The organism is Streptomyces sp. GbtcB6, from assembly GCF_019091475.1.
Classification (GTDB): Bacteria; Actinomycetota; Actinomycetes; order Streptomycetales; family Streptomycetaceae; genus Streptomyces; species Streptomyces hyaluromycini.
On sequence record NZ_JAGXJL010000026.1, the window covers coordinates 1 to 25,497 of the forward strand.

The 25,497-nt window shown below is 73.2% G+C and carries 21 protein-coding genes and 1 pseudogene; 10 read left to right on the plus strand and 12 right to left on the minus strand.

Annotation, left to right across the window (positions count from 1 at the left end):
* A pseudogene (locus KVT45_RS34740) lies at window positions 1-869 on the plus strand (zinc ribbon domain-containing protein); the annotation flags it as partial.
* Here the strand turns inward: KVT45_RS34740 and KVT45_RS34745 are convergent.
* Together KVT45_RS34745 and KVT45_RS58190 are read right to left on the minus strand one after the other, a co-directional pair.
* Entirely contained in the window at window positions 866-1,813 is a 948-nt protein-coding gene (locus KVT45_RS34745; RefSeq protein ID WP_217553139.1) for a glycoside hydrolase family 26 protein, read from the minus strand. The pseudogene KVT45_RS34740 and the gene KVT45_RS34745 sit on opposite strands and share 4 nt — an antisense overlap.
* A 94-nt stretch (window positions 1,814-1,907) precedes the next feature.
* On the minus strand, window positions 1,908-2,711 hold the full coding sequence (locus tag KVT45_RS58190) for a M23 family metallopeptidase (RefSeq protein WP_217553140.1): 804 nt from the start codon (window positions 2,709-2,711) through the stop codon (window positions 1,908-1,910).
* Window positions 2,712-2,964: 253 nt separating this feature from the next.
* On the opposite strand from KVT45_RS58190, the gene gndA reads away from it, so the two are divergent.
* Window positions 2,965-4,404, plus strand: a complete 1,440-nt coding sequence (gene gndA / locus KVT45_RS34755; RefSeq protein WP_217553141.1) for an NADP-dependent phosphogluconate dehydrogenase — start codon at window positions 2,965-2,967, stop codon at window positions 4,402-4,404.
* A 177-nt stretch (window positions 4,405-4,581) separates the two neighbouring features.
* On the opposite strand, the gene KVT45_RS34760 is transcribed toward gndA, so the two are convergent.
* The 3 genes from KVT45_RS34760 to KVT45_RS34770 are packed head-to-tail and all read right to left on the minus strand — an operon-like array spanning window position 4,582 to window position 8,230.
* A complete protein-coding gene (locus tag KVT45_RS34760; protein WP_217553142.1) occupies window positions 4,582-7,236 on the minus strand; it encodes an FtsX-like permease family protein in 2,655 nt (884 codons plus the stop codon).
* A 2-nt stretch (window positions 7,237-7,238) separates the two neighbouring features.
* On the minus strand, window positions 7,239-7,988 hold the full coding sequence (locus tag KVT45_RS34765) for an ABC transporter ATP-binding protein (RefSeq protein ID WP_217553143.1): 750 nt from the start codon (window positions 7,986-7,988) through the stop codon (window positions 7,239-7,241).
* Window positions 7,985-8,230 (minus strand): hypothetical protein, encoded by a 246-nt coding sequence (locus tag KVT45_RS34770; protein ID WP_217553248.1) that lies wholly within the window; start codon window positions 8,228-8,230, stop codon window positions 7,985-7,987. The genes KVT45_RS34765 and KVT45_RS34770 overlap by 4 nt, the downstream gene beginning before the upstream one ends.
* Window positions 8,231-8,417: 187 nt before the next feature.
* Here KVT45_RS34770 and KVT45_RS34775 point away from each other — a divergent pair, with 187 nt between their 5' ends.
* Window positions 8,418-9,710, plus strand: a complete 1,293-nt coding sequence (locus KVT45_RS34775; protein WP_217553144.1) for a sensor domain-containing protein — start codon at window positions 8,418-8,420, stop codon at window positions 9,708-9,710.
* 67 nt (window positions 9,711-9,777) lie between these two features.
* Window positions 9,778-10,440: a response regulator transcription factor gene (locus KVT45_RS34780; RefSeq protein WP_217553231.1), complete on the plus strand. Its 663-nt coding sequence runs from the start codon at window positions 9,778-9,780 to the stop codon at window positions 10,438-10,440.
* On the opposite strand, the gene KVT45_RS34785 is transcribed toward KVT45_RS34780, so the two are convergent.
* Window positions 10,437-11,477: a C40 family peptidase gene (locus KVT45_RS34785; RefSeq protein WP_217553145.1), complete on the minus strand. Its 1,041-nt coding sequence runs from the start codon at window positions 11,475-11,477 to the stop codon at window positions 10,437-10,439. The genes KVT45_RS34780 and KVT45_RS34785 overlap by 4 nt on opposite strands.
* Window positions 11,478-11,675: 198 nt before the next feature.
* Here KVT45_RS34785 and KVT45_RS34790 point away from each other — a divergent pair, with 198 nt between their 5' ends.
* Both KVT45_RS34790 and KVT45_RS34795 read left to right on the plus strand, forming a co-directional pair.
* Window positions 11,676-12,734, plus strand: coding sequence for a chitinase (locus tag KVT45_RS34790; protein WP_217553146.1), 1,059 nt, complete (start codon window positions 11,676-11,678; stop codon window positions 12,732-12,734).
* Window positions 12,735-13,003: 269 nt separating this feature from the next.
* Window positions 13,004-15,538, plus strand: coding sequence for a hypothetical protein (locus tag KVT45_RS34795; RefSeq protein WP_217553147.1), 2,535 nt, complete (start codon window positions 13,004-13,006; stop codon window positions 15,536-15,538).
* Window positions 15,539-15,631: 93 nt separating this feature from the next.
* On the opposite strand, the gene KVT45_RS34800 is transcribed toward KVT45_RS34795, so the two are convergent.
* Window positions 15,632-16,804: a right-handed parallel beta-helix repeat-containing protein gene (locus KVT45_RS34800; protein WP_217553148.1), complete on the minus strand. Its 1,173-nt coding sequence runs from the start codon at window positions 16,802-16,804 to the stop codon at window positions 15,632-15,634.
* A gap of 156 nt (window positions 16,805-16,960) precedes the next feature.
* Between KVT45_RS34800 and KVT45_RS34805 the strand changes: the two genes are divergently transcribed.
* Complete coding sequence (locus tag KVT45_RS34805; RefSeq protein ID WP_254647788.1) at window positions 16,961-17,860, plus strand: LLM class F420-dependent oxidoreductase; 900 nt, start codon at window positions 16,961-16,963, stop codon at window positions 17,858-17,860.
* A 46-nt stretch (window positions 17,861-17,906) separates the two neighbouring features.
* On the opposite strand, the gene KVT45_RS34810 is transcribed toward KVT45_RS34805, so the two are convergent.
* From KVT45_RS34810 to KVT45_RS34820, 3 genes are all read right to left on the minus strand, one after another.
* Window positions 17,907-18,515 (minus strand): TOPRIM nucleotidyl transferase/hydrolase domain-containing protein, encoded by a 609-nt coding sequence (locus tag KVT45_RS34810; RefSeq protein WP_217553233.1) that lies wholly within the window; start codon window positions 18,513-18,515, stop codon window positions 17,907-17,909.
* 340 nt (window positions 18,516-18,855) lie between these two features.
* Window positions 18,856-19,731 carry a PhzF family phenazine biosynthesis protein gene (locus KVT45_RS34815; protein ID WP_217553149.1) on the minus strand — a complete coding sequence of 292 codons (876 nt, stop codon included), beginning with the start codon at window positions 19,729-19,731 and terminating at the stop codon, window positions 18,856-18,858.
* Between the two features lie 29 nt (window positions 19,732-19,760).
* Window positions 19,761-20,519 (minus strand): TetR/AcrR family transcriptional regulator, encoded by a 759-nt coding sequence (locus KVT45_RS34820; RefSeq protein ID WP_217553150.1) that lies wholly within the window; start codon window positions 20,517-20,519, stop codon window positions 19,761-19,763.
* A 143-nt stretch (window positions 20,520-20,662) separates the two neighbouring features.
* Here KVT45_RS34820 and KVT45_RS34825 point away from each other — a divergent pair, with 143 nt between their 5' ends.
* Window positions 20,663-21,913 (plus strand): NAD(P)/FAD-dependent oxidoreductase, encoded by a 1,251-nt coding sequence (locus KVT45_RS34825; protein WP_217553151.1) that lies wholly within the window; start codon window positions 20,663-20,665, stop codon window positions 21,911-21,913.
* 168 nt (window positions 21,914-22,081) lie between these two features.
* Here KVT45_RS34825 and KVT45_RS34830 read toward each other — a convergent pair whose 3' ends face one another.
* Window positions 22,082-22,660, minus strand: coding sequence for a TetR/AcrR family transcriptional regulator (locus KVT45_RS34830; protein ID WP_217553152.1), 579 nt, complete (start codon window positions 22,658-22,660; stop codon window positions 22,082-22,084).
* 181 nt (window positions 22,661-22,841) lie between these two features.
* Here KVT45_RS34830 and KVT45_RS34835 point away from each other — a divergent pair, with 181 nt between their 5' ends.
* Window positions 22,842-23,888 (plus strand): aldo/keto reductase, encoded by a 1,047-nt coding sequence (locus KVT45_RS34835; RefSeq protein ID WP_217553153.1) that lies wholly within the window; start codon window positions 22,842-22,844, stop codon window positions 23,886-23,888.
* Here the strand turns inward: KVT45_RS34835 and pip are convergent.
* On the minus strand, window positions 23,885-24,868 hold the full coding sequence (gene pip / locus KVT45_RS34840; RefSeq protein ID WP_217553154.1) for a prolyl aminopeptidase: 984 nt from the start codon (window positions 24,866-24,868) through the stop codon (window positions 23,885-23,887). The genes KVT45_RS34835 and pip overlap by 4 nt on opposite strands.
* Window positions 24,869-25,097: 229 nt before the next feature.
* On the opposite strand from pip, the gene KVT45_RS34845 reads away from it, so the two are divergent.
* Window positions 25,098-25,496, plus strand: coding sequence for a hypothetical protein (locus tag KVT45_RS34845; protein ID WP_217553155.1), 399 nt, complete (start codon window positions 25,098-25,100; stop codon window positions 25,494-25,496).
* Window position 25,497 lies beyond the last annotated feature (1 nt).

The window sequence follows — 25,497 nt, forward strand, 5'->3', positions numbered from 1 at the left end:
CGGTGAGTGAGCACACCCCCACCCCGGCCCCCCAACCCATCGCCCCCGTCCTCCCAGGCCGCCCCACCCCCCAACGCCCCGCCTCCGTCCGCGCCCCCGGCGAAGACCTCGGCGCCCACGGCGGCACCCCCTGCCCCTGGTGCGCCACCCCCAACCGCCCCGACCGCCACTTCTGCACCCGCTGCGCCATGCCCATGGCCGGCCACCCCGGCACCGCCGCCTCGGCCCCCCGCCCCTGGTGGCGCCGTATCTTCGACTTCCGCAACAGAGAGACCCCGTGGGCGGGCGACCGCCCCCGCCTCCGCCGCACCTTCGACCGCGTCCTCACCTGGATCGTCGCCGCCGTCGTCCTCACCGCCGTCACGGTCCTGGCGGTCAACACGCCGAAGGCGATCAGCGCCACCCGCGACCACTTCGCCAAGCGCGCCCAGGTCTCCCCGGACAGCTACCGCGCCTCCCGCTCGTACGCGGGCCACAAGCCGGACCTGCTCTTCGACAAGCTGAACAACACGTGGTGGGGCCCGGGCATCGTCGGGGGCGGCGAGGGCGAGTGGGTCGAGGCGCACTTCGACGAGCCGACCCGGCTCCTCAACGTCGTCATCACGTCAGGCGAGTCGACCCACAACGATCAGCTGAAGAACTCGGCCCTGCCGCACCGCATGAAGGCGACCATCAAGACCGCCGACGGCAAGACCGAGACCCGCGAAGTGACCCTCGACCAGACGGCCGGCGGCCAGACCCGCGACCTCCGGGCCGCGGACGTCGTCTCCGTCCGCTTCACGATCGAGTCGTCGTACCGGGCGCCGGGCCGCACCCAGGTGGCCATCGCCGAGATCGAGTTCTTCGGCCCGTCCAGCGCGAACTCCTAGCTCCTCATCAGGGACCGGTAGACGGCCGTGGACCTGGGGTTGCCCCGGCATCTCCACACGCCGTGCGGGCAGTAGTCGGTGATCGTCTGGTACACCGGGCGACTGCTCGCGAACCAGTCCAGCATGCCCTGCAGATACGCGGGATCGTCGCCGTTCTCGTACAGCCCCCACTCGGGGTACGAGACCGGTTTGCCGTGGGCCCGGGCGAAGTCGACCTGGGCCCGCAGCCCGTACGGCTCGGTGACCTGCTCCTGGAAGGACATCCCCCGAGGGGCGTCGTACGCGTCCATCCCCAGCACGTCCACGAACCGGTCCCCCGGGTAGCACGCGGTCCAGGGGATGGCGTCCCGCCCCCGGTTGGGCGCGAAGTCGAACCGGAACCGGGCGCCGGGCACCGACCGCATGGCCGTCACGATCCGCCGCCAGTACGCCCGCCAGGAGGCGGGGTCCGGTCCGCAGCGATGGGTGTACGTGACCCCGTTCATCTCCCAGCCGAGCACGACGACGGTGTCCGGCGCGCCGACCGCGACCAGCCTGCGGGCCAGGGTGCGGAAGTGGACGTCGTACAACCCCTGTGCCCCGAGCTGGAGTTGGCGGCGCACCTCGGGGTCCGGGACGTGCGCCTCGGTGTGTTCCAGCATCGGCACGTTGAGGACGAGGAGCCGGTCGGGTTCGGCCCGCCGCCACCGGGCCCACAGCCGTACGAAGTCCGGGGCGCCCTCGATGTTCTGCCACACGTCCCCGGGCAGGTAGGTGTGCCCGACCCGGGGTTCGTCCCGCAGCCAGCTCCCGAGCGCCGCCACCCGCCGCACCCCGTCCGCTCCGTATCCGACGTACGCCCCGAACGGCCCGGGCGCGGCGGGCCGCGGGGTCTCCGGCCGTGAGACGGGCTGCAGCAGGAGGGCGACCAGCGCGGCGACCCACAGGAACCTCAGACGTGCCATGGGAGGCAGTCTGTCCGTTCCGCGGACAGGGGCCACGCTATGTGGTCATACCGTGACCCTGTGCGCTGTCCTCGTGATACCGCTGCCGGCGGGTTCACCGTGTCATCGGGGCCCACAGCTTCGTCGGATCCCACGGCACCGTCGGGTTCCACTGATTCGCCGGGGTTCCCTGTGGCGCCGGGGTCTCCGGTGTCCTCGGCGGCCGGCCGTGCCACGACGGCGCGGGTTTCGTCCCGCCGGCCGGCGGCCTCGCGCTCGCGGCCGGGGTGCTCGGGTGCGGGTGCCCCGGGGACGACGTTCCGGACACGCTCACGCCGTGGTGCCGCAGCCACCGCAGCGGCGGCACCGCGGAGCTCAGCCGCCGGGTGGTGCGGACCTCGAAGTGGAGGTGCGGGCCGTCCGCGTTGCCGGTCGAACCCGCGGCGCCGATGCGCTGGCCCGCCGAGACGCGCTGGCCGGGGCGGACGTTGATGGCGGACAGGTGGGCGTACTGGGTGTAGTAGCCGTCGGGGTGGTGTAACACGACCTGGTTGCCGAACCCGTCGCCGCAGGACGCGGCCACGACCCGGCCGGGGCCGACGGCGTACACGGGCGTGCCGGTGTGGACGGCGAAGTCCTGGCCGGTGTGCCGGTGTTTCCAGAGGTGGCCCTTGGCGCCGTAACCGGCGGAGAGCCGGTAGCGGACCGTGGGCGCGGTCCAGCGGGCGGTGCGATCCCTGCCGTTCATACGGCCCGTGCGGTCGGTGCCGTCGCGGTGGGCGGTGGGCGGCGGAGTACTGGGCGGTCCGAAGGCGCAGTGGTGCGGACGCTGGTCGGCCTTGGCGGGCGTGGTGAGGAACGCGCCGGTCAGCAGAAGCACCAGCGCGGCGACGAGCAGCCGTAGATCATCCGTTCGCATCTTCGGATCCTCTGATGACCGGCTCGCCGGGAGGCGGCCCCACACGCCCGGCGCCACGACTTTCGCCTGTTCGGATGATCGCTCCGGTGCGGCCCCGCGCCGGGCCGCTTCGAACTCGGCCGACCCGGCCGGCGCCCGGTGTGCACGACCTCAGCCCGGCCGAACGCCGTTTCGCCCGCCCGGAGCTGAACGCCCGCCCGCCGTCGGCCCGTACCTCCGGGCACAGCACGCGTCCGCAGAACGGAGTCCCCCCGTGAACGCATCCGCAGCCATCGGCGTGACCGGCCTGGGCGTGATGGGCCGCAACCTGGCCCGGAACTTCGCCCGGCACGGCTACCCGGTCGCCGTCCACAACCGCACCCCCGCCCGCACCCGCGCGCTGATCGAGGAGTACGGGAGCGAGGGCGACTTCGTCGGCGCCGAGACCGCCGCCGAGTTCGTCGCCGCCCTCGAACGCCCCCGCCGCATCATGATCATGGTGCAGGCGGGCCCGGCCACCGACGCGGTCATCGACGAGTTCGTGCCGCTCCTCGAACCCGGTGACATCGTCATCGACGGCGGCAACGCCCACTTCGCCGACACCCGCCGCCGCGAGGCCGCGCTGCGCGAGAAGGGCCTGCACTTCGTCGGCGTGGGTGTCTCCGGCGGTGAGGAGGGCGCGCTCAACGGGCCGTCGATCATGCCGGGCGGCTCCGCGGAGTCGTACGCCGTGCTCGGGCCGATGTTCGAGGACATCAGCGCCAAGGTGGGCGGCGAGCCGTGCGCCACGCACGTCGGCGCGGACGGCGCCGGGCACTTCGTGAAGATGGTCCACAACGGCATCGAGTACGCCGACATGCAGCTCATCGCCGAGGCCTACGACCTGCTGCGCCAGGTCGGCGGGTACGCGCCGGCCGAGATCGCGGACATCTTCCGGGAGTGGAACGGCGGCCGGCTCGGTTCCTACCTCATCGAGATCACGGCCGACGTCCTCGCACACGTCGACGCCGCCACCGGTGCGCCCTTCGTCGACGTCGTCGCCGACGCGGCCGGGCAGAAGGGCACCGGGCGCTGGACCGTGCAGACCGCGCTGGACCTGGCCTCCCCGGTCACCGCGATAGCCCAGGCGACCTTCGCCCGCGCCGCCTCCGGCCGCCGTGAACTGCGCGCCGCCTACGCCGGTCTGCCGGGCGGCACGACACCCCCGCTCAGCGCCACCGAGGCCGACCGCTTCGCCTCCCGCGTCGAACACGCCCTGTACGCGTCGAAGGTCATCGCCTACGACCAGGGCTGGACGATGATCCAGGACGCGGCCGCCGAGTACGGCTGGAAGATCGACCTCGGCGCGGTGGCCCGGATCTGGCGGGGCGGCTGCATCATCCGCGCGTCCTTCCTGGACCGCATCCGCGCGGCCTACCGGGCCGACCCGGACCTCGTCAGCCTGCTGGCCGAGGAGGAGTTCGCGAAGGAGATCGCCGACGCGCAGGTGCCGTGGCGGGAGACGGTCGCGTCCGCGGCCCGCCGGGGCATTCCCGTGCCCGCGTTCTCGGCGGCCCTCGCCCACTACGACACGCTCCGCGCCGACCGACTCCCCGCGGCCCTTCTCCAGGGCCAGCGCGACTATTTCGGCGCCCACACGTACGGCCGCGTCGACAGAGAGGGCGCCTTCCACACCCACTGGGCAACAGAGGCCCGCCCAGAAACCCAGGGCTGAACAACGCGCCCCGCTTTTGGCTTTTAGGGGCGCGGGGAACTGCGCGACAAGCCACGACGGACCCGCAGCGGGGCACGCTCCGACACCCGCCGGACGGTGGCACGGCCGAGAGTGCCGCGAAATGCCGTCAGCGGTCCGACGCCACGTCGTGGCTGGTCGCGCAGTTCCCCGCGCCCCTTACACGGCCTCCGCCGGCGGCACCCGCAGTGCTCTTCTCGTCGGCAGCTCGATCGTCACGTACGCCGTCACCACCACCGTCACCGCCGCCGCCGGCGACAGCCACGCCGGGCCCGCCGGCCACGGGCGGTCGAGGAAACCCTCGCCCAGCAGCGCCAGCGGCACCGCGGACAGCGCCGCCCCCGAGACCAGCGCGGCCGCCGCGATCACCCCGGCCTCCCTGCGCATCATCGCGAGGATCTGCCTCGGCGTCGTACCGACCAGCCGCAGCGCGGCGATCTCCGTGCGGCGCTGGGCCGTCGCCGCGACCAGCCGGTTGGCGATGCTGAGCAGGAGATAGCCGAGCAGGACGACGATGACGGCGAGGTTCACCCACACCTCGGGGGGCGGGTCCGCGCCCGCCTCCGGGGCCGTGTCCGAGAGGGCGAGGCCGGGGCGGGTGGCGGCCAGTGCGGTGAGCCCGCGTTCCGCGGTGGCCGTGCCGTCGGTGCGGACGAGGACGCTCTGGTCGAGCCCGGACGTGGTGTGCCCGGCGGCCAGGTCGTGGGAGAGGACGACCGGTCCGAAGCCGAGCCCGCGATCGTAGACGGCCACCACCTTCGCCTCGACGGGTGCGCCGTCGCCGAGGAACAGCTTGATGCGGGCGCCGAGTCCGGCGTCGCGCGGCCCTGCCACCTCGCTGCTGACGGCGACCGTGGCGCCGGTCAGGCCGGCGAGGTCGCCCTGGGTCACGCCCAGGTCGAGGACGTCCCGTGCGGCGGGGGTGAGGATGAGCGCGGCGGCGGACTCGGTCTCGGTGTCGTCGAACATGCGGTAGGGCCAGACGACCGTGGTCGTGCCGACGGGGGCCGCCGCCCGTACCCCCGGCAGCCGGCGTACGGCGGAGAGCGTGTCCGTCGGCAGCCCCCCGAGGGCGGCCGCGCTCAGCCGGTACTGGCCGAGCGTCCCGGTGCGGGTGTCGTCCGAGGTCGCGGCCAGCACGGTGGTCTGCGCGAGCGTGTACGTCAGCACGAACACCACCGCCATGGCGAGCGGGCTGACCACCCCGGTGACGCGCTGCGCGTACGCCCGGACGTTGGACATGGCCAGCCAGGTCGGCGCGGACACCCCCGGACGCAGCCGTCGTACGACCGCTTCCCCCGCCGCCCGGACCAGCGCGGGGCCGGCCAGGGCCAGGCCGATCGCGGCGACGATGCCCGCGATGGAGGTGGCGGAGGCGCCGATCGCGGTGCGCTGCAGCAGCGGGGTCACGGACAGGGCGCCGGAGGCCGCGATCAGGAGCAGGCCCGCGACCGTACGGGGGCGGGAGGGGGTGCGGGGCTCGCTGCGGGACTCGGCGACCGCCTCGGTGGCCGGCATTCTCGAGGTGCGCCAGGCCGCGCAGCGGGCCGCGGTCCGGACGGCCGCGACGAGGAGGACGACGGTGGCCAGGGCCGGGAACGGGCCGAGGGTGAGGGGGAGTCGGGCCGGGAGGACGTCCCGGTGGACGAGCAGCGTGCGGAACCGGTCGGCCAGCAGATAGCCGAGGGCGATGCCCGGGACCAGGGCCACCGCGGCCACGGCCGTCGACTGGGCCGCGGCCAGCCGCCGGATCTGCCGCGGTGTCGCCCCGACGGCCCGCATCAGCGCCAGGTCGCGGCGCTGCCCGGCGATCGCCACGCCCAGGGCGCCGGTCGTCACGAACCCGGTGATCAGCAGGACGATCCCGGCGAGGGAACCGGAGAGGAGCACGAGGAGGGAGCGGGCGGATCCGACGCCGGGGGCCGCGGCCGTACCGCGGTCGGCTCCGGTGAGCACCTTCAGACCGGTCCCGGCGACCGCCTCACGGACCTCCGCGGCGACCCGTCCCGCGGCTCCGGGGGAGGCACGGAGGCCTATGAGGTCGACGGTACCGGCGCGGGGCGAGACAGTGGTGCGGGCCATGGCGGTGCGGGTGGCGGCGGCCGGCCCGGCTGTGGGCGCGGCCCGCCCGGCTGCCGTCGCGTCCGTGTCCGTGTCCGTGTTCGTGGCCGTCTCCCCGCCTGCGTCGGCGGTCGTCTCCCTTGCCCGGCCCGACAGTTCCGCCGCCCTCGTGTCGGTGAAGTAGATGCTCGCGTCCGGGGCGTGGACCAGCGCCGAGACGCGGTAGGCCGTGGCGGCGCGGCCGTTCGCGGTGACGCGGACGCGGTCGCCCAGGGACAGGCCGGTCGCCGCGGCCACCGCCACCTCGGCGGGGGTCGCCGGGGCCTCGCCCTGGATGCGTGCGCCGGCGAGCAGCTTCGTCGAGGACCAGCCGTGCCCGGCCGCCGCCGGGTCCTGGCCGGCGGCGGCCGGGAGCAGGCGGCCGTGCGCGTCCGTCACGGCGGCCGGGAAACCGAGGTCGCCGACCGCGAGGGTGACACCGGGCAGCTTCGCCAGGCGGGCGGTGAGGCCGGCCGGGACCGTGGCCCGTTCGGGCAGCGCGATCGGCAGGTCACCGGCGACGTGGAACTCCTGGTCGGCGGCGACCACGACGTCCGCGCCGCCGAGGCGGCCCGGGGGCAGCTGGGAGCGGAGCCCGGACTCGGCCAGCACCCCGGTGGCGGTGATCAGGGCGGCGCCGCCCAGGACCGCGCAGGCCACGGCGAGCAGCGAGGCGATCCGGTGCGCGGCCATCCGCAGGGCGAAGCGGAACATGGTCAGTGCTCTCCCAACGCGGCTAGCCGGGCGGCGAGTTGGCTCGCCGTCGGGTGGTGCAGGGCCTCGACGACCCGGCCGTCGGCCATCACCAGGGCGGTGTGCGCGCGGGCCGCGGCGGCCGGGTCGTGGGTGACCATCACGACCGTCTGGCCGAGGTCGTCGACGAGGGTGCGGAGCAGGTCGAGGACCTGGTGGGCGCTGCGCAGGTCGAGCGCGCCGGTCGGCTCGTCGGCGAAGACCACCGCCGGGCGGGCGGCCAACGCCCTTACCAGGGCGGCGCGTTGCTGCTGGCCGCCGGAGAGCTCGGCGGGGCGGTGGTGGCGGCGGTCGGCCAGTCCGACGCGTTCCACCAGGGTGCGGATCCAGTCCTGGTCGGGGCGGCGGCCGGCCAGCCGCAGCGGCAGCGTGATGTTGTCCTCGACGGAGAGGGAGGGGATCAGGTTGTAGGCCTGGAAGACGAAACCGACGCGCTCCCGGCGCAGTTCGGTGCGCCTGGTCTCGTTCAGTCCGGCGATCTCGCGGCCGTCGATGCGGACGCTGCCCGACGTCGGCGCGTCCAGGCCCGCCGCGCAGTGCATCAGCGTGCTCTTGCCGGAGCCGGAGGGGCCCATCACGGCGAGGAACGTGCCGTGTTCCACGGTGAGCGACACGTCGTCCAGGGCCCGTACCCCGCCCGGGTACGTCTTGCCGACGCCCGCCAGTGCGATGGCCGGGGCCCGGCGGGCGGTGTCCGTCGCGGTGGTGCTCATCGGCGGCCTCGCAGCCCGCGCACGGCCAGGGTGCCCGTGCTGAGCAGGGTCACCGCTCCGCAGGCCACGTTGATCCAGGGGGCGGTACCGCCGTAGGAGGTCGCCATGTCGGCGGCCGCGCTGAGGACGAGCAGGGACCAGAGCAGGGTGCGGGTGAGGTCCACGCCGCCGGTTCCGGTTCCGTCGCCCCGGTGGTCGGCGGACGGTGTGCCGGTGAGGCGGTACGGGTCGGGGTGGGCCACGGGGAACCTCCTGCTGGGGGCCGACGTCCTGCGGTACGGGCACCGACGCTACGGACCGTGACCCCCCTCGGCCGATCCCGTTCACCGCCGGATCGGAGGTACCGCAGGCTGTACCTTCCGGGATTCCGGGACCCGGCGGACTGCCTTACGCCCTAGGGTCGTCGAGGTCGAGAGGAGGGGGCTGCGGATGGCTGTCACCGACGCCCGGCCGGAGCGCGGCGGCGAGGCCGCGGACGGCGGCGAGGGGGTGAAGGCCGTCGCCGGGCGGACGCTGCGGGCCGCCGGCGGCGCGCTCGCGGGGCTCGTCGGCGGGCTCGGGACGGCCGCGACGGCCCTGCTCCTGCTCCTGCTGCTCGCGGCCGCCGCGGTGACCGCGCCGCTGGGCGCCGGGCTGCTCCTGGCGTCCCCGCTGCTGCACGCGCTGCACGCCCTGGCCGGCCGGGAACGCGAACGGCTCGGCCGGCGCGGCCCCGAGGTCCTCGCCCCGGAGCCGGCCCCGCCGACCCGGCTGCGGCCCGCCCTCGGCGACCCCACCACCCGGCGGGAGCTGCGCTGGCTGGCCCGGCACGGCACGGCCGGGCTGCTGCTGGGCCTGGCCGGGTTCCTGCTGCCGCTGTCCGCCGTCCGGGACACGGCGTTCCCGCTGTACTGGCGGTTCATGCCGAAGGGCACCACCGCCACCTCCGTCGGCTTCGGCGTCGCGCACTCCTGGCCGGACGCCTTCGCCGTCTGCGCGTTCGGGATCGGCTCGATCGCCGTCATCCTGGGCCTGACCCCCGGCATGGCCCGGCTCCAGGCGGCCCCCGGCCGGGTGCTGCTCGCCGCCGGACCCGACCAGGACCTCTCCCTGCGGGTCGCGGAACTCACCGCCACCCGGGCCGCCGCGCTCGACGCCCACGCCACCGAACTCCGGCGCATCGAGCGGGCGTTGCACGACGGCACGCAGAACCGGCTGGTCTCGGTCACCGTGCTGCTCGGCGCCGCCCGCCGGCAGGTGGCGCGTGATCCGTCCCGCGCCGAGGAGATCCTGGAGCGCGCCCAGCCCGCGGCCGAACAGGCGCTGGCCGAGCTGCGCACGGTCTCGCGGAGCATCCTGCCGCCGGTCCTGGACGACCGGGGGCTCGCGGGTGCGCTGTCCGGCCTCGCCGCCGACTGCCCGGTGCCGTGCCGTATCGACGTGGACGCGCCCGAACGCTGTGCCGCCTCCGCCGAGGCGACGGCCTACTTCGTCGTCGCCGAGGCCCTGACCAACGTCGCCAGGCACAGCGGTGCCCGGTCGGTCACCGTGACCCTCCGGGCCCGGGGCGGGCGGCTGCGCCTCACCGTCGCCGACGACGGCCGGGGCGGCGCCGAGGAGGCCGGCGGCTCCGGCCTCACCGGTATCCGCCGTCGCATCGCGGCCCACGACGGCACCCTCCGCCTGGTCAGCCCGCCCGGCGGCCCGACAACCCTGGAAGTGGACCTGCCCAGTGGATCGTGAAGCACCGGCACATGCCGACGCCCGGACGACCGGCGGAGTACAGGCGCCCGGCGACGTACGCCCGCCCCTGCGGATCGTGATCGCCGAGGACGACCCCCTGCTCCGTGAGGGGCTCGCCCTGCTGCTGCGGGCCGAGGCGATGGACGTGGCCGCGACCGCCGGCACCCCGGACGAGGCGCTGGACGCCGTCGAGGCGTATGCGCCGGACGTCGCCATCCTCGACGTCCGGATGCCGCCCACCCACACCGACGAGGGCATCCGCGCTGCCGTCGAGGCCCGGCGCCGCCACCCCGGCCTCGCCGTCCTCGTGCTGTCCGCCTACGTCGAGCAGAGCTTCGCCACCCAACTGCTCACCGGCGGGGTCGGCGGGCTCGGCTATCTGCTCAAGGAACGGGTGGGCCGGGTCGAGGAGTTCCTGGACGCCCTGCACCGGGTGGCGTCCGGCGGCACCGCCATCGACCCCGAGGTCGTCGCCCAGCTCTTCACCCGGTCCCGCCAGGACACCCGCCTGGAGCGGCTGAGCCCGCGCGAGCGCGACGTACTGGCGCTGATGGCGGAGGGCCTCGGCAACTCCGCGATCGCCGAACGGCTCGTCGTCACCGACGGTGCCGTCCACAAGCACATCCGGTCGATCTTCGCGAAGCTCGACCTGTCCCCGGCCGACCGGACGGACCGCCGGGTGGCGGCGGTCCTGCACTACCTGGAGGGCACCCGGGTGCGCTCGCGCTAGACGCGGACGCCGAACATGAACGGGCCGCCGATGGTGGACATCGACTCGTAGCGGACGACCGTGCCGGTGCGCGGGGCGTGCAGGATCTGCCCGTTGCCCGCGTACAGGCCCACGTGGTGCAGGTCGTTGAAGAAGAAGACCAGGTCGCCGACCTGGAGGTCGGACGTCGAGTAGATCTTGGTGCCGATCGTCGACTGGGACTCGGAGGTGCGCGGGATGGAGACGCCGGCCTGCGCGTAGGCCCAGGAGGTCAGGCCCGAGCAGTCGAACGAGGAGGGGCCGGTGGCGCCGTAGACGTACGGGGTGCCCAGCCTGGTCTTGGCGGCGGCGAAGGCGGCCGCGGCCCTGCCGGTGGCGGAGGTGTCGTCGCCGAGGTCCACCCGCTCGCTGGAGGAACGGCTGGCCCGGTCCTGCTCGGCGGTGAGGGCGGCCTTCTCGGCGGCGGTGAGGCTGTTGAGCAGCTTCTGCGCCTCGGCCAGTTTGGCCTGGACTTCCTTCTTCTTCTTGCCGAGTTCGGTGCGGGTGGCGGCCAGGTCCTTGAGCTTGCCGGTCGCCTCCGCCCGCTCCTGCGCCAGCTCGCGCTGTTTGGCCTGGATCTTCTTCAGCGTCTCGACCTGCTGGCTGCTCAGCTGGTCGAGTGTGGCCGCCTTGTCCAGGTAGCTGTCCGGGTCGGAGGAGAGGAACAGCTGGAGGGACGGGTCGATGCCGCCGCTGCGGTACTGGGCGGTGGCCATGGAGCCGATGCCGTCGCGGAGTTCGTTCAGCTCGTCCTGTCCGCGTGCGACCGAGTCCTGCAGCGCGGATATCTGCTTCTGGAGCTTCTCCTGCTTCTCCTTGGCCCCGTTGAGCTTCTCGGTGGCCTGCTCGGCCTCCTCGTACAGCTTGTCGACGCGGGACTTGACCTCGTTCTTGCTCGGCTTCTCGCTGGGCGCGGCGTTGGCCGCCTGTGCGCTGAGGGCCACGGCGGCAGCGGCGGCGGAGGTGAGCACAGTGACACGGGCACGGCCCGGCTGCTTGGCACGACGGTGGGACGCCACGGAGGCGAGCTCCTTCCGAGCAGAGGTTCGGGCAACAGACCCTAATGACTCTCTTATGGTCAGTTCAAATCTTCGCATGAAAATTCTTGGCCGGAACTGACCGGAGGGAACTGCTTCCTGACGTGACATCGAACAGAAGGGTCTGGTGGTTGTAAAGAACCTTGACAGTTAATTGGTCTAGTCCAAATATGGGCGTCCATGAGACGCACTCGTGCCCTGCACGCCCTGCCCGCAACCGCCCTGTCCGCCGCGCTCGTTGCCCTCGGGGCGGGCGCCGCGCACGCGGCCCCCTCCTCCGTACCGCACCCCGCGAAGCCCATGCCCGCCCACGTCGCGGCCCCCTACTTCGAGGCCTGGACCGGCGAGAGCCCCGCCGCGCTCGCCGCCGAGTCCGGCAACAAGTACCTCACCCTGGCCTTCCTCCAGACCCCCAACGCGGGCTCCTGCACCGCCGACTGGAACGGCGACGCCACCCTGCCCATCGGCCCGGGGGCCTTCGGCGCCGACATCGCCGCCCTCCAGGCCCGCGGCGGCAACGCCATCCCCTCCTTCGGCGGCTACAGCGCCGACACCACCGGCACCGAACTCGCCGACAGCTGCACCGACGTGGACGCGATCGCCGGGGTCTACGAGAAGCTCGTCACGACGTACGGCATCAGCCGCATCGACCTCGACATCGAGGCGGACTCCCTCGCGAACACGGCCGGTATCGACCGCCGCAACAAGGCGGTCGCCAAGGCCGAGCGCTGGGCCGAACGCACCGGCCGCCCGCTCCAGTTCTCCTACACCCTGCCGACGACCACCAAGGGCCTGGAGACCAACGGACTGGCCGTCCTCCAGAACGCCGTCGCCAACCACGCGCGCGTGGACGTCGTCAACATCATGACCTTCGACTACTACGACGGCGCCACCCACGACATGGCCACCGACACCAAGACCGCGGCCGACGGCCTGCACGCCCAACTCCACGCCCTCTACCCGCACAAGAGCGCCAAGGACCTGTGGGGCAGGATCGGCGTCACCGAGATGCCCGGCATCGACGACTTCGGCCCGGCGGAGACCTTCACCACCCAGAACGCCGCGACGGTCGAGCGCTGGGCCGCCGCCCAGGGCATCGACACCCTCTCCTTCTGGGCCCTCCAGCGCGACAACGGCGACTGCGTCGGCACCGGAGGCGCCAACGCCTGCTCCGGAATCGCCCAGGACCCCTGGTACTTCAGCCACACCTTCGCCGGCTTCGCCGGTCCGCGCCGGTAGCCGCCGACCTCAGGAACTCGCCTGGCTCCCGTACCGCCCAAGGCCCTTGCCAGGGGTCTCCCGATCGCCGTCGACGGCAACCGCACGCACTTGGGGGACCCCGGCACAGGCCCGACTCGGCGTGGCCCCGGCCGACCGAGGCGTCCAGGAACCGAATCTTTGCCGGTCCATGGTGAAGATCAGGTTTTCCGGACAGTGATCCGGTCATCAGGGCCGGTTATCGTCCCACCGCCACCCCGCACACCGACCATCCTGTTCCCCGGAGCTCCATGCGCCTCAAGCAGGTCTCGCTCTCGGCGGCGATATCCGTCGTCGCCGGGCTGACCACCGCCACCGTCGGCCTCACCGCACCCGCCGCACTGGCCGACAGCACGGCGGCACTGCCGCTGTCGCACTACGCGCACATGGTGGCCGACACCGCCCACCAGCACCTCTTCTTCAGCCAGGGCGCCGGCTCGACCGGCATCCTGGTGACCGACCTGGCCGGCACGCCCGTCACCACCATCACGGACGAGCAGGGCGCCACGGGCCTCGCGCTCTCCGCCGACGGCTCGACCCTCTACGCGGCCCTCGCCGACGGTGACGCGGTCGCCGCCGTCGACACCGCGACGCTCACCGAGTCCGCCCGCTACGCGACCGGCACCGGCAGCGCGCCCGTCTCCGTCGCCGTGGCGGGCGGCAAGGTCTGGTACGGCTACGAAACGGCCGACGGCAAGGGCGCGATCGGCTCCGTCGACGCCTCCGGCACGGTGGCGACGCCCTCCCTCTCCCACTGGTCGGTCCCGCCGCTGCTGGCGGCCGGCGGCGGGGTGCTCGCCGCCGAGGAACCACTGCAGAGCCTCAGCCACGTGGCGACCTTCGACGTCTCCTCCGGCACGGCGACCGCCAAGGCCGACACGGACGTCTACGGCGGCACCGCGACCGGGCTCCAGGTCACCGGCGACGGCGCCGCGGTGCTGCTCGCCGCCACCCAGCAGCCCGCCCTGGAGACCTACCGCACCTCGGACCTGCTGCACGCCAACCCCGCCCCGTACTACACCGGTGGCGTGGGCCCGGCCTCGCTCGCGATCGACACCGACGGCACGATCGCCTCGGCCAGTACCGCGGGCCTCTACGTCTACGTCGGTACCAACCCGGCGGCGAACCACGTCACCTTCCCGTCCGGCACCACCGTCGCCCCCGACGGCCTGACGTGGGGCGGCGACGGCACCACCCTCTACGCCGTCACCCGGGACTCCTCCGGTGCCTACAGCCTCGACGTGCTCGGCTCCGCGAAGCTCACCGACACCACCCTGACCCTGGACCCGCCGCAGTACGCGGTCCCCACCCAGCAGTTCACCCTCACCGGCGCCCTCGCCACCAGGGGCCTCCTCCCGGCCGGTGCCGCCCTCCAGGTCACCCGCGACGGCGAGCCCCTGCCCGATGCCACGGTCGGCACCGACGGCACGTTCGGCATCAGCGACACCCGGCCGGACGCGGGCGAGTACACGTACCAGGTGTCGTACGCCGGAGACGCCACCCACCGCCCCGCGACCGCGACCCTGAAGGTGTACGTGGCGCGGCTGCCCACGACCGTCGAGGCCCCGGAGATCGACTCGGCGAGCCCGCACTCGGTCGTCATCAAGGGCACACTCACCGCCGAACTGGGCTTCGGCAGCTTCCCGCAGGGCACCACGATCGACGTGTCCCGCATCAACGAGGACACCCACGAGACGGTCCAGCTCCCCTCGGTGACCGTCGACCCGGCCACCGACGAGTTCACGGTGACCGACGCGCCGGAGGCGGCCGGGTGGTTCACCTACCACCTCTCCTACGCGGGTGACGCCACCCACGAGCCGAGCGCCGACGACCCGAGCCTGTCGGTCTCCGCCTACGCCCCGGCCCTCACCCTGAAGGCCCCCGCCACCGCCACCCGCGCCGCGGCCCTCTCCTTCACCGGCAAACTCGGTGACGCGCCCTACGCCGCCGGCGAGAAGGCCACCGTCACCCGCACCGACGCCGCCCACACCACCACCCCGGCGACCTGGACGGCGCCGGTCGCGGCCGACGGCACGATCACGGTCAAGGACACCCCGGACATCGGCGGCGCCGTCACCTACACCGTGAGTTACCCGGGCGACGCGTCCCACCAGGCCGCCACCGCCTCCGCGATCGTCCAGGTGTCCCGCGCCAAGTCGACGGTGACCGTCACCACCGACAAGTCCACCTACGCGTACGCCGCGACGGCCACCGTCACCGCCCACCTCGGCACGACCTACAACGGCCGCACGGTCTCGGTCTACGCCACGCCCGCCGGCGGCAAGAAGACCCTGCTGAAGACCGGCACGGTCGACAGCAAGGGCAACCTGAGGACGACGTACAAGCCCACCCGCAACACCACCTACACGGCGTCCTTCGCGGGCGACTACCGCTACGCCCCCGCCACGGCCACCCACTCCGCCGCCACCCAGGTGAAGATCGCGGAGAAGCTGGGGAGTTACTACACGAGCACGACCTACAGCGGTGTCACCTACCGCGTCTACCACCACACCGTGCAGCCGCAGGTGGTCGGCACGGTGACGCCGGACAAGTCCGGGCAGTGCATGAAGTTCCAGGCCCAGGAGTACTACAGCGGCGCCTGGCACACGCTCGCCACGTCCTCCTGCTTCTCCATGACCCCGGGCAGCACCGGCGTGACCCACCTGATCCTCACCCACGCGGTGAACCAGAGGTTCCGGGTGCGGACGGAGTACGTCCACAGCGCCAAGGACACGAGCAACGCGGACACCTGGGGCGGCTGGCTGTATCTGACGGTACGGAACTGACGGCACCCCGTTCCCGGAACAGGTCCGGTATCCACACCCTGTGGATACCGGACCTGTCGCATCCCGGCATCAGAGCCGATGACCCGCCGTCCGTCAGGGATTGACGACGGTCCCGCCGAAGGTCACGACGAGCTTGCCGTTCGACGCGAAGGACCAGCCCAGGGCGCCCGAGTAGGAGGCGCACCGGGAGCCGTTGGTGCCCGTCCAGAACTGGTCGGAGCTGTCGGTGTCACCGACCGTCTTGTCGTTGGAGCCGCTGACGGCGAACCGGCACGAGGTGTCGGTCCGGAACACCGAAGTGCCCGTGTCGAAGGAGAAGTTGCGCTCGGCGTTGTCGATGCCCACGTTGTTCGAGACGGTCATCGTGCCGGGGTTGCTGTTGTAGGTGAACCCGTGGTGCCCGTTGCCGTAGGCGATGTCGTGCTGCACCACGTGGTTGACGGCGATGTCGTCGCCGCCGAGCTTGTAGCCGTTGCGGTCGCCGTCCCCGCTCTGACTGCCGTCGCTCAGCGTGCCGTTGCCGTAGGAGAGCGAGTACTCGATGGTGACCGGCCCGATGGCTCCCGTGTCGGTCTTGGTGTACAGGTCCCAGCCGTCGTCGATGTTGTGGTGCGAGACGTCGTACCGGAAGACGTTCCCGGTCCCGGTGGTCAGTTTGGACGCGAACCCGTCCGCGTCCTCGCCGTCGCTGTCGGCGTTGTCGTGCGACTCGGAGCTGACCACCAGGTTGTTCGCGGGCCACTGGCTGCTGGGTGTGCTGGAGGAGATCCGGCCGAGCTGGAGTCCCGTGTCGCGGTTGTACGCGGTCACGGCGCGCTCGATGACGTTGTCGCTGCCGCCGACGTAGATGCCGTTGTCGCCCGCGTGCTCGACCGTGAGGCCGTACAGATGCCAGTAGTTGGCGTAGAGCTGGATGCCCCGGTTCGACGAACTCTCGCTCTGTGCGGCGAAGTCGAGGACCGGGGTCTCGCCCGGGTAGGCGGAGAGGGTGGTGAGCGCGCCGGAGGTGCCGTTGGAGCCGGCCGGGACGGTCACGGTGGCGGAGTAGGCGTACGTCCCGCCGCGCAGGTAGATCGTGCCGCCCGAGGCGATACGGCTGATCGCCGAGGTGAGCGTGGTCGGCGCCGACTGGGTGCCGGCCGCGCCGTCGGTGCCGCTCGGCGACACGTACAGCACGGTGGACGCGGCCTGCGCGGGGCCGCCGGAGAGTGCGACGAGCGTGCCGGCGAGCAGGCCGACGGCCGCGATAACTGGTCTCACGTGCATCGTTCGTCTCCGTTCGTCTCCATCGGGAACCTTGCGGAAAGCGCTTTCTCTGCGAAGCTAGGAGTGTGTCGCGGGTGCGTCAAGAGTCATGTATGTAATGGCAGTTCATGAGTGTGATCGCGGAGGTGTACTGGCGGATCGTGATCGACTATTTCGATGGCGATCGGAATAGTCGGCGATGACCCGCCGGTTGTCCGGGGTATGGACGAGATCCCGCGCAAGATCGACCTGGGTGCCATCGGTGTGTGGCGCCATGAGAAGACGGAGCCCGGCCTGGCCGCCGAGCTGGAACGCCTCGGCTACGGCACGCTGTGGCTCGGCAATGTGACCGACCCGGACCTGACCGTGGCCGAGCAGCTGCTCGACGCCACCGAGACCCTGGGCGTCGCCACCGGCATCGTGAACATCTGGTCCAGCCCGGCCGACCGGATCGCCCGCGCGTACCGGCGCATCGCCGAACGCCACGCGGACCGCTTCCTGCTGGGCATCGGCGCGGGCCACCCGGAGGCCACGAAGGAGTTCGTACGGCCCTACGAGGCCCTCAACGACTACCTGGACGTCCTCGACGCCGGCGGTGTCCCGGTCGCCCGCCGGGCGCTGGCGGCCCTCGGCCCCCGCGTCCTGCGTCTGGCCGGCGACCGCACGGCGGCCGCCCACCCCTACCTCGTCACCCCCGAGCACAGCCGCCGGGCCCGCGACCTCCTCGGCACCGGCCCCCTCCTCGCCCCCGAACAGAAGGTGGTCCTGGAGACGGACCCCGCCAGGGCCCGCGCGATCGGCGACGTCACGCTCGGCTTCTACCTCGGCCTGACCAACTACGTCGGCAACCTGCGCCGCCTCGGCTTCGACGACACCGACTTCGCGGACGGCGGCAGCGACCGCCTCTTCGACGCGCTGATCCTGCACGGCGACACGGCCCGGGTGGCGAAGGGCGTCCGGGCCCATCTGGACGCGGGCGCCGACCATGTGGCGCTGCAGGTGCTGCACGCCGACGGCACCGACCCGCTGCCGGCCTACCGGGAGCTGGCGGGGGCGTTGGGGCTGGGGGGCGAGTAGGCCCCGCGGGGTTCAGGGACTCCAAGAGGTTCGGAGATCCAGAGATTCAAAGACCGGTGAGCAGGGCGTCGAGCGGTGAGGGTACGCGGTCGGGGTCGAGGGCCTCGACCAGTACCCGGCCGTAGTGGATCTTGCGGCCCGATGTCGTACCGAGGAAGCGGCGCAGCTGCTGCTGCTCGGTACGGCCCTGCTGGGCGGGCTGGTTCAGGAAGGTGCGCAGGGCACGGTGGTCGCCCTCGGCCCGGACGAGTTCGACGACGCGGGGCGGGCCGAGGGCGCGGATCAGCTCGTCCTCCAGATCGGCCGCGCAGACGAAGAAGCCGTGCTCCGCGGCGCCGGCCCGCTCCAGGCCGCGGGTGTAGTAGGGGCGTTCGCGTTCGTCGCAGAGCCCGGTCAGGCGCAGGCCGAGGCCGGTCGGCCCGAGGAGGCGGGCGAACCGGCCGACGTTCATCGCCCCGCCCATCGACAGCACGCAGACCCCTTCGGCCGCCGGGTCCCGGCCGCGCCGGGCGGCCAGCGCGTCGACGGCCGCGAGGTCGCTGGGCCCTTCGAGCAGCACGGCGACCCGCACACCGAGCCGCTCGGCGAGTTCCCGCGCGGGCGCCTCGGGCCCGCCGCCGGCCCAAGCGCGGACGGCCTCCCGGAAGGCCGCCATGTCCGGCGCGCGGGGCGTGACCGCGACGTCCGCGGGGCCGGCTGCGTCCGCGGGGTCTGCGGGGCCGACTGTGTCCGCCGCGGGCACCGCGTACGCCGCGTCCGCTGACGCTGAGTCCGCCGTGTTTCCGCCGTTGTCCGCGTTGGCCGCGTCTTCTGCGTGCGCCGGGTCTTCTGTGTTCGTCCGGTCTTCCGTGTGCCCCGCGTCTTCCGTGTGCGCCGCGTCCTCCGCGTGCGCCGCGTCCGGCGTGTCCGTCATGGGGACGAGTCTCCGCCCGGGTCCGGCGGCGGTGCCACGCAATATCCGTGGTGCCGCCGCCGGACCCGGGCGGCCCGGCGGCTCACGCGATGCGGGCTCCGGTGCCGCCGACGTGGACGCGCGGGTCGCCCGCGCGCAGGGTCACCGTGAGTTCGCCGGGGCGGCCCAGGTCCTCGCCCTGGTGCAGGGTGAGGACGGCGTCCTCGGGGACCAGGCCGAGCTCGCGGGCGTACGCGCCGAACGCGGCGGCCGCGGCGCCGGTCGCCGGGTCCTCGACAACCCCGCCGACGGGGAACGGGTCACGGACGTGGAAGACGGTCGCCGACTCCCGCCACACCAGCTGGACCGTGGTCAGGTCCAGACGGTGCATCAGCGCCTCGAGGCGCGCGAAGTCGTACGCGAGGTCCGCGAGGCGGGCGCGGCTCGCCGCCGCGAGCACGAGATGGCGGGCGCCGGCGAACGCGATGCGGGGCGGGAAGGCCGGGTCGAGATCGGCGGCCGGCCAGTCGAGCGCGGCGAGCGCCTCCGCGAGGTCGGCGTCGGGGATCTCCTCGGTGTGCGGCTCGACGCTGGTGAGCGTGGCCCGGACCGCCCCGCCCTCCTCGGTCACCGCCACCGGCACCGTGCCCGCGCGGGTGGCGAACACCAGCTCCCCGGGGCCGGTTCGCTCGGCGAGCGCGACGGCGGTCGCGATGGTGGCGTGCCCGCAGAACGGCACCTCGGCCTTGGGGCTGAAGTAACGGATGGTGTATGCCCGTCCGTCCGCGCCGCCGAGGCCCGCCGGGGGCGCGGTCAGGAACGCCGACTCCGAGTAGCCGAGTTCGGCGGCGATGGCGAGCATGTCGCCGTCGTCCAGACCGCTGGCGTCCAGCACGACGCCGGCGGGGTTGCCGCCCTCGGGGGAGCTGGAGAAGGCGGTGTAGCGCAGGATCTCGGGCCGTGGCGCGTTCGTCGTCATGGTCGCGGCAACATGGGGCGGACCGGCGGCTATTCCTGGACGGGGCGGGGCTCCCGGTGCTGGGTGGCGGTGATGCCGGCGAGGACGAGATCGATGCCGGCGAGGAACTGCTCGCGGTCGTCGTGCCCGCGGATCTGGTCCGCCACCGCCCGGGTGAACGGGTACTCGTCAGGGTCTAGTTCCTCCCACGCCGTGGACACGGTGTCGAGGAAACGGGCGCGGTCCACGCCCGGTGCGAGGGTGCGGGCGCTCGCGCTGTTCGCGGCGTTCTGACCGGCGGCGCCGAGGACGTAGTGCACCAGCGCCGAGGTCACCGTGAACCAGCTGCTCTCGGGCACGTCGAGGGCGCGGACCTGCTGACCGATGCTCTCGAACATCCGCGGCGCCACCGTCCCCCAGGGGCTGCGGGAGAGCTGCGCGGCGAGCTGCGTCGCGAGCCACGGATGCCGCTCGATCGCTTCGAACAGCCCGAGCGCGACGCCCCGGATCCCGTCCTGCGGCGAGGCCTGGGGCTCGGGCCTCTCGGGCGGCGACTGCGGGGTTCCGGCGGTGCGCCCGACGGCCACGGCGGCGGCGACGACCGCGTCCGTGACGGCGGCGAGCAGCTCGTCCTTGTTCGCCACGTGCCAGTAGATCGCCCCGGGCCCGGTGGCGAGGCGTTCGGTCAGTGCCCGGAACGTCAGCCCGCTCTCGCCGGCCGTGTCGAGCAGCTCGACGGCGGCCTCGACGATGCGCTCCCGGGAGAGCGCTTCTGTGCGCCGCTGTGACCGGCGTGTCCGCGTTGCCATGGAGCCATCTTGACATGGCTGGAGCGCCGTTCCAACATGGAACAATATTCCAGTATGGAATGTTGTTCCAGATGTGCTGTTCCAGATGTGCTGTTCCAGAAGGCGGGCCCCAAGAGGCCGGCCCCTTCCCCGGAGGAGTCACCATGCGCACGCCCGTCACGATCATCGGAGCCGGACTCGGCGGCCTCATGCTCGCCCGCGTCCTGCACGTCCACGGCATCCCGGCCACCCTCTACGAGGCGGAGGCCTCCGCGACGGCACGCCCGCAGGGCGGGATGCTCGACATCCACGAGCACAACGGCCAGCGGGCGCTCCGGGAGGCAGGCCTGTACGGGGAGTTCCGCGCCCTCGTGCTGGAGGGGCGCGAGGCGACCCGGGCCCTCGCCGCCGACGGCACCGTTCTCCTCGAAGAGGCCGACGACGGCACGGGGGGCCGCCCCGAGGTGCTGCGCGGCGAGCTGCGCCGGATCCTGCTCGAATCGCTGCCGGCCGGCACCGTCCGGTGGGGCCGCAAGGTCAGCGGCGTCCGCGTCCTCGGCGAGGGCCGCCACGAGGTGGCGTTCGCCGACGGCACCGCCGTGACCACGAGCCTGCTGGTCGGCGCGGACGGCGCGTGGTCACGGGTGCGGCCGCTGCTGTCCGCCGCCGTACCCGAGTACACCGGCACCTCGTTCGTCGAGACCTACCTGTTCGATGCCGACCTCCGGCACCCGGCCGCCGCGAAGGCGGTCGGCGGCGGGGCGATGTTCGCGCTCGCGCCGGGAAAGGGGATCCAGGCCCACCGGGAGACCGGCGGGACCCTCCACACCTACGTGGCGCTGCGCAGGCCGCAGGAGTGGTTCACCGCCGCCGGCTTCACCGATCCGGCCGCGGTCGCCCAGGCCGCCGTAGCCGCCGTAGCCGCCCCGGCCGCCGCAGTCGCCCCGGCCGCCGCAGTCGCCCCGGCCGCCGCAGTCGCCCCGGCCGCCGCGGTCGCCGGGCGGATCGCGGCGGAGTTCGACGGCTGGGCGCCCGAGCTCACCGCGCTGATCACCGACGGCGAGACCGCGCCGGTCCTGCGCCCCCTGCACACCCTGCCCGCCGGGCACCGGTGGGACCGGGTGCCGGGGGTGACCCTGCTCGGCGACGCGGCCCACCTGATGATCCCGAACGGCGAGGGCGCCAACCTGGCCATGTACGACGGCGCCGAACTCGGCAAGGCGCTCGCCGCGCACCCCGACGACACCGAGGCCGGGCTCACCGCGTACGAGCAGGCCATGTTCCGGCGCAGCGCCGCGGAGGCCGTCGAGGCCGCCGACCTCCACGAGCGCATGTTCGGCGACGACTCCCCCCACGGCCTGATCGCCATGTTCACCGGAGCCGGAGCCGGAGCCGGAGCCGAGCCGAGCGCGTGAGCGTCGGTCGCGGCCCGGCAGGCCCCCGCTCCGTACGAAGACCGGCTTCAGGTGCTGCTCCGGCAGGGCCTCCGGCGGTTGTTCCCGGTCTCGGCCGGCTGAGGTGCCCGGCCCCGCCCGGCGTCGGGGTCACCGCGGACCTGGCACCCGCCCGTCATGCCCGGCAGGTCACGTCGTGCGGCGCAACCCGGTGACGAGCAGGCCGACCAGGCGGCGGGCGTCGTAGCGGGGGTCGTGCTCCGCGCCGATGCAGAGGTTGCCGACGCCGCGCATCAGCTCGTACGCCGTCAGCCGGGCGTGGATCTCGCCGGCTGCGGTCGCCGCGTCGAGCAGCTCTGTGCAGGCGGGGACGAGCCGGTCCAGGAAGTAGGTGTGGAGGGTGTCGAACCCCGCCTGGTCGGAGTGCAGGGCGGCGGCGAGGCCGTGCTTGGTGGCCAGGAAGTCCACGAAGAGGTCGATCCACTGGCGCAGCGCGTCGTACGGGGTCGCGGCGGTGGCCAGCAGCGTCGGGCCGGCCTCGGCGCAGGCGTCCACCTGGTGCCGGTAGACCGCGATGATCAGGTCGGCTCGGGTCGGGAAGTGCCGGTAGATCGTCGCCGTGCCGACACCCGCCCGGGCCGCGATGTCGCGCACCGGCGCGTCCACGCCCGATGCGACGAACGCCGCCGCGGCCGCCTCCAGCAACGTCACCTCGTTGCGCCGGGCGTCCGCCCGCCGGGGCCGGGTCGGCCGCTGCTCATCCTTCATCGTCGCGATCCCTCATCGTTGCGCACCCTCGGGCCGTCACCCTATCGGGGCGTTGCCAAACGGGACAGCGTTCCGTATCGTCGAAGACATGAAACGGGACACGGTCCCGTTTGGCGTAGCTGCCTTTCTCTCTTGCCTTTCTTGCCCTTCTTGTCTTTCTGCCATGTGAGGAGACTCGGTCATGCAGTACCGCACCTTGGGCCGCACCGGCGTGCAGGTCAGCGCGCTCGGGCTCGGCGCGATGAACTTCGGGGCGATCGGGCGTACCACCCAGGAGGAGGCGACCGCGATCGTCGACGCCGCCCTGGACGCCGGGATCAATCTGATCGACACCGCCGACATGTACGGGCAGGGCGAGTCGGAGGAGATGGTCGGCAAGGCGATCGCCGGCCGTCGCGACGACATCGTGCTGGCCACGAAGGCCGGCATGCCGATGGGGGACGAGCGCAATCACCGGGGCGGCTCGCGGCGGTGGCTGGTCACCGAGCTGGAGAACAGCCTGCGGCGACTCGGCGTCGACCACGTCGATCTCTACCAGATACACCGCTGGGACCCGGCCACGAGCGACGAGGAGACCCTGTCGGCGCTGACCGATCTGCAACGCGCCGGGAAGATCCGCCACTTCGGCTCCTCGACCTACCCGGCGTACCGGATCGTGCAGGGCCAGTGGGCCGCCCGCGAGCACCACCTGAGCCGGTACGTCACCGAACAGCCCAGCTACTCCCTCCTCCAGCGGGGCGTCGAGTCCCATGTCCTGCCCGTGACCGAGGAGTACGGGATGGGTGTGCTGGTCTGGAGCCCGCTGGCCTCCGGCTGGCTGTCCGGCGCCGTGCGCAGGGGCCGGTCCATCACCACCAGCCGCGCCGGCCTGCTGCCCGACCGCTTCGACCTCACCCTCCCGGCCAACCAGGCCCGGCTCGACGCGGTGGAGCGGCTGGCCGCCGTCGCCGACGAGGCCGGGCTGACCCTGATCCAGCTCGCCCTCGGCTTCGTGACCGCGCACCCCGCCGTCACCACCGCCCTCATAGGTCCCCGCACCCCGGAGCACCTGCGCTCCCAGCTCGCCGCCGCCGACACCGTGCTCTCCGCCGACGTCCTGGACGCCATCGACGCGATCGTCACCCCCGGCACCGACCTGGCCGCACACGAGAAGTACGACACCCCGCCCGCCCTCCTCGACCCGGCCCTGCGCCGCCGCGACCGACGCACTCAAGGCGGGTTGGTCTAGCCCCGGCCCCGGTCACCCTCCTTCGCCTCACCGAAGCGCGCGATCGCCGCCAGGGTCGTCCGCCGCAGCGTGGGACTGCCGGTGTGGCCCGCGTCGTCGATCACCTTGAGTTCCGCGTCCGGCCAGGCCTTTGCCAGCTCCCACGCGGTCTTCAGCGGGCTGCCGATGTCCAGCCGGCCATGGATCAGCACCCCCGGAATGCCGGCCAACCGGTGGGCGTTCCGCAGCAGTTGACCGTCCTCCAGCCAGGCGTCATGGGCGAAGTAGTGCGCACAGATGCGGACGAAGGCCATCAGGGCGTCGTCGGGCCGGTCGCTGTAGGCGCCGGGACTGCCCAGCGCCTCGTGGGCGATGACGGCGTCCTCCCAGGTGCACCAGGCACGGGCCGCGGCGACCCGGACCGCGGCGTCCGGACTGCTCAGCAGCCTGTTGTAGGCGGCGACCAGACTGCCGTCGCGGTCGGCGGGCGGCAGGGCGTCGCGGAAGGCCTCCCAGGGGCCGGGCAGCAGGCGGCCCACGCCGTGATAGAGCCAGTCGGTCTCCTCGGGGCGGGTCATGGTGACGCCGGCGATGACGATCTCGGAGACCCGCTCCGGGTGGCGTTCGGCGTAGGCGAGGATCAGCGTCGAGCCCCAGGAGCCGCCGTAGAGGAGCCAGCGTTCGATGCCGAGGTGCTCGCGCAGCCGTTCCATGTCGGCGATCAGATGGTCGGTGGTGTTGTGCGCGAGGCCGACCGACGGCTCGGAGGCGTGCGGCAGGCTCTCGCCGCAGCCGCGCTGGTCGAAGAGGACGACCCGGTAGACCTCGGGGTCGAACAGCCGGCGGTTCCATCGGCGCCCCCCGCTGCCCGGGCCGCCGTGCACGCACAGGGCCGCCTTCCCTTCCGGGTTGCCGCTGGTCTCCCAGTAGATCCGCTGGCCGTCCCCGACATCGAGAAGACCACGGGCATACGGCTCGACGGGCGGGAACTTCTCGGACATGAGGCTGTCCTTCCGGAAGGGGGCAGGAACAGCCTTACATCTTCGCCGAGTTGGCCGACGGGCCGGTCGAATTCATCGAGCTGCGCGCCACGTTCGGGGGCCACGGGGGCCCGAAGCACGGACACGACCGGGCGACGGCCCGTACTCAGGTCGCCTCCAGGGCACCCAGGCGGCCGATCTGAGTACGCGCACTCTGTCGGGCCGGCGGCCCGGCCGGAACGCTGGGGTCATGCGACTTCACAAGCCTGTGCTCCGGGCGTCGGTACCGGTGTGCGTCCTCGCCGGTGTGTCGGTGGCGGCCTGGGCCGCCTGGCTGGGCTGGGACCAGCAGTACGACGTGCGGCCCGACGGGTCGACCAGCGGGCCGTACGCGGTCTGGCAGGTCGTCGGGCTGGTCCTCACCCTGCTCGTGCCCGTCTGCTGGGCGGCGGCCCGGGGGCACAGCACGGCCGCCGTGGGCGGTACGACCGCGGGGCTGACCCTCGCCGCCTGCGTCGACTGGGCGGACGACGCCAGCGGGCTCTTCGTGGTCGGCGTGGTGCTGGTCATGGCCGGGACGTTCGTCGCCACCGCCGTCGTCTCCGCCGTGATCGACACCCTGCGGCGGGATCTGCCGCTGACCCGGTGAG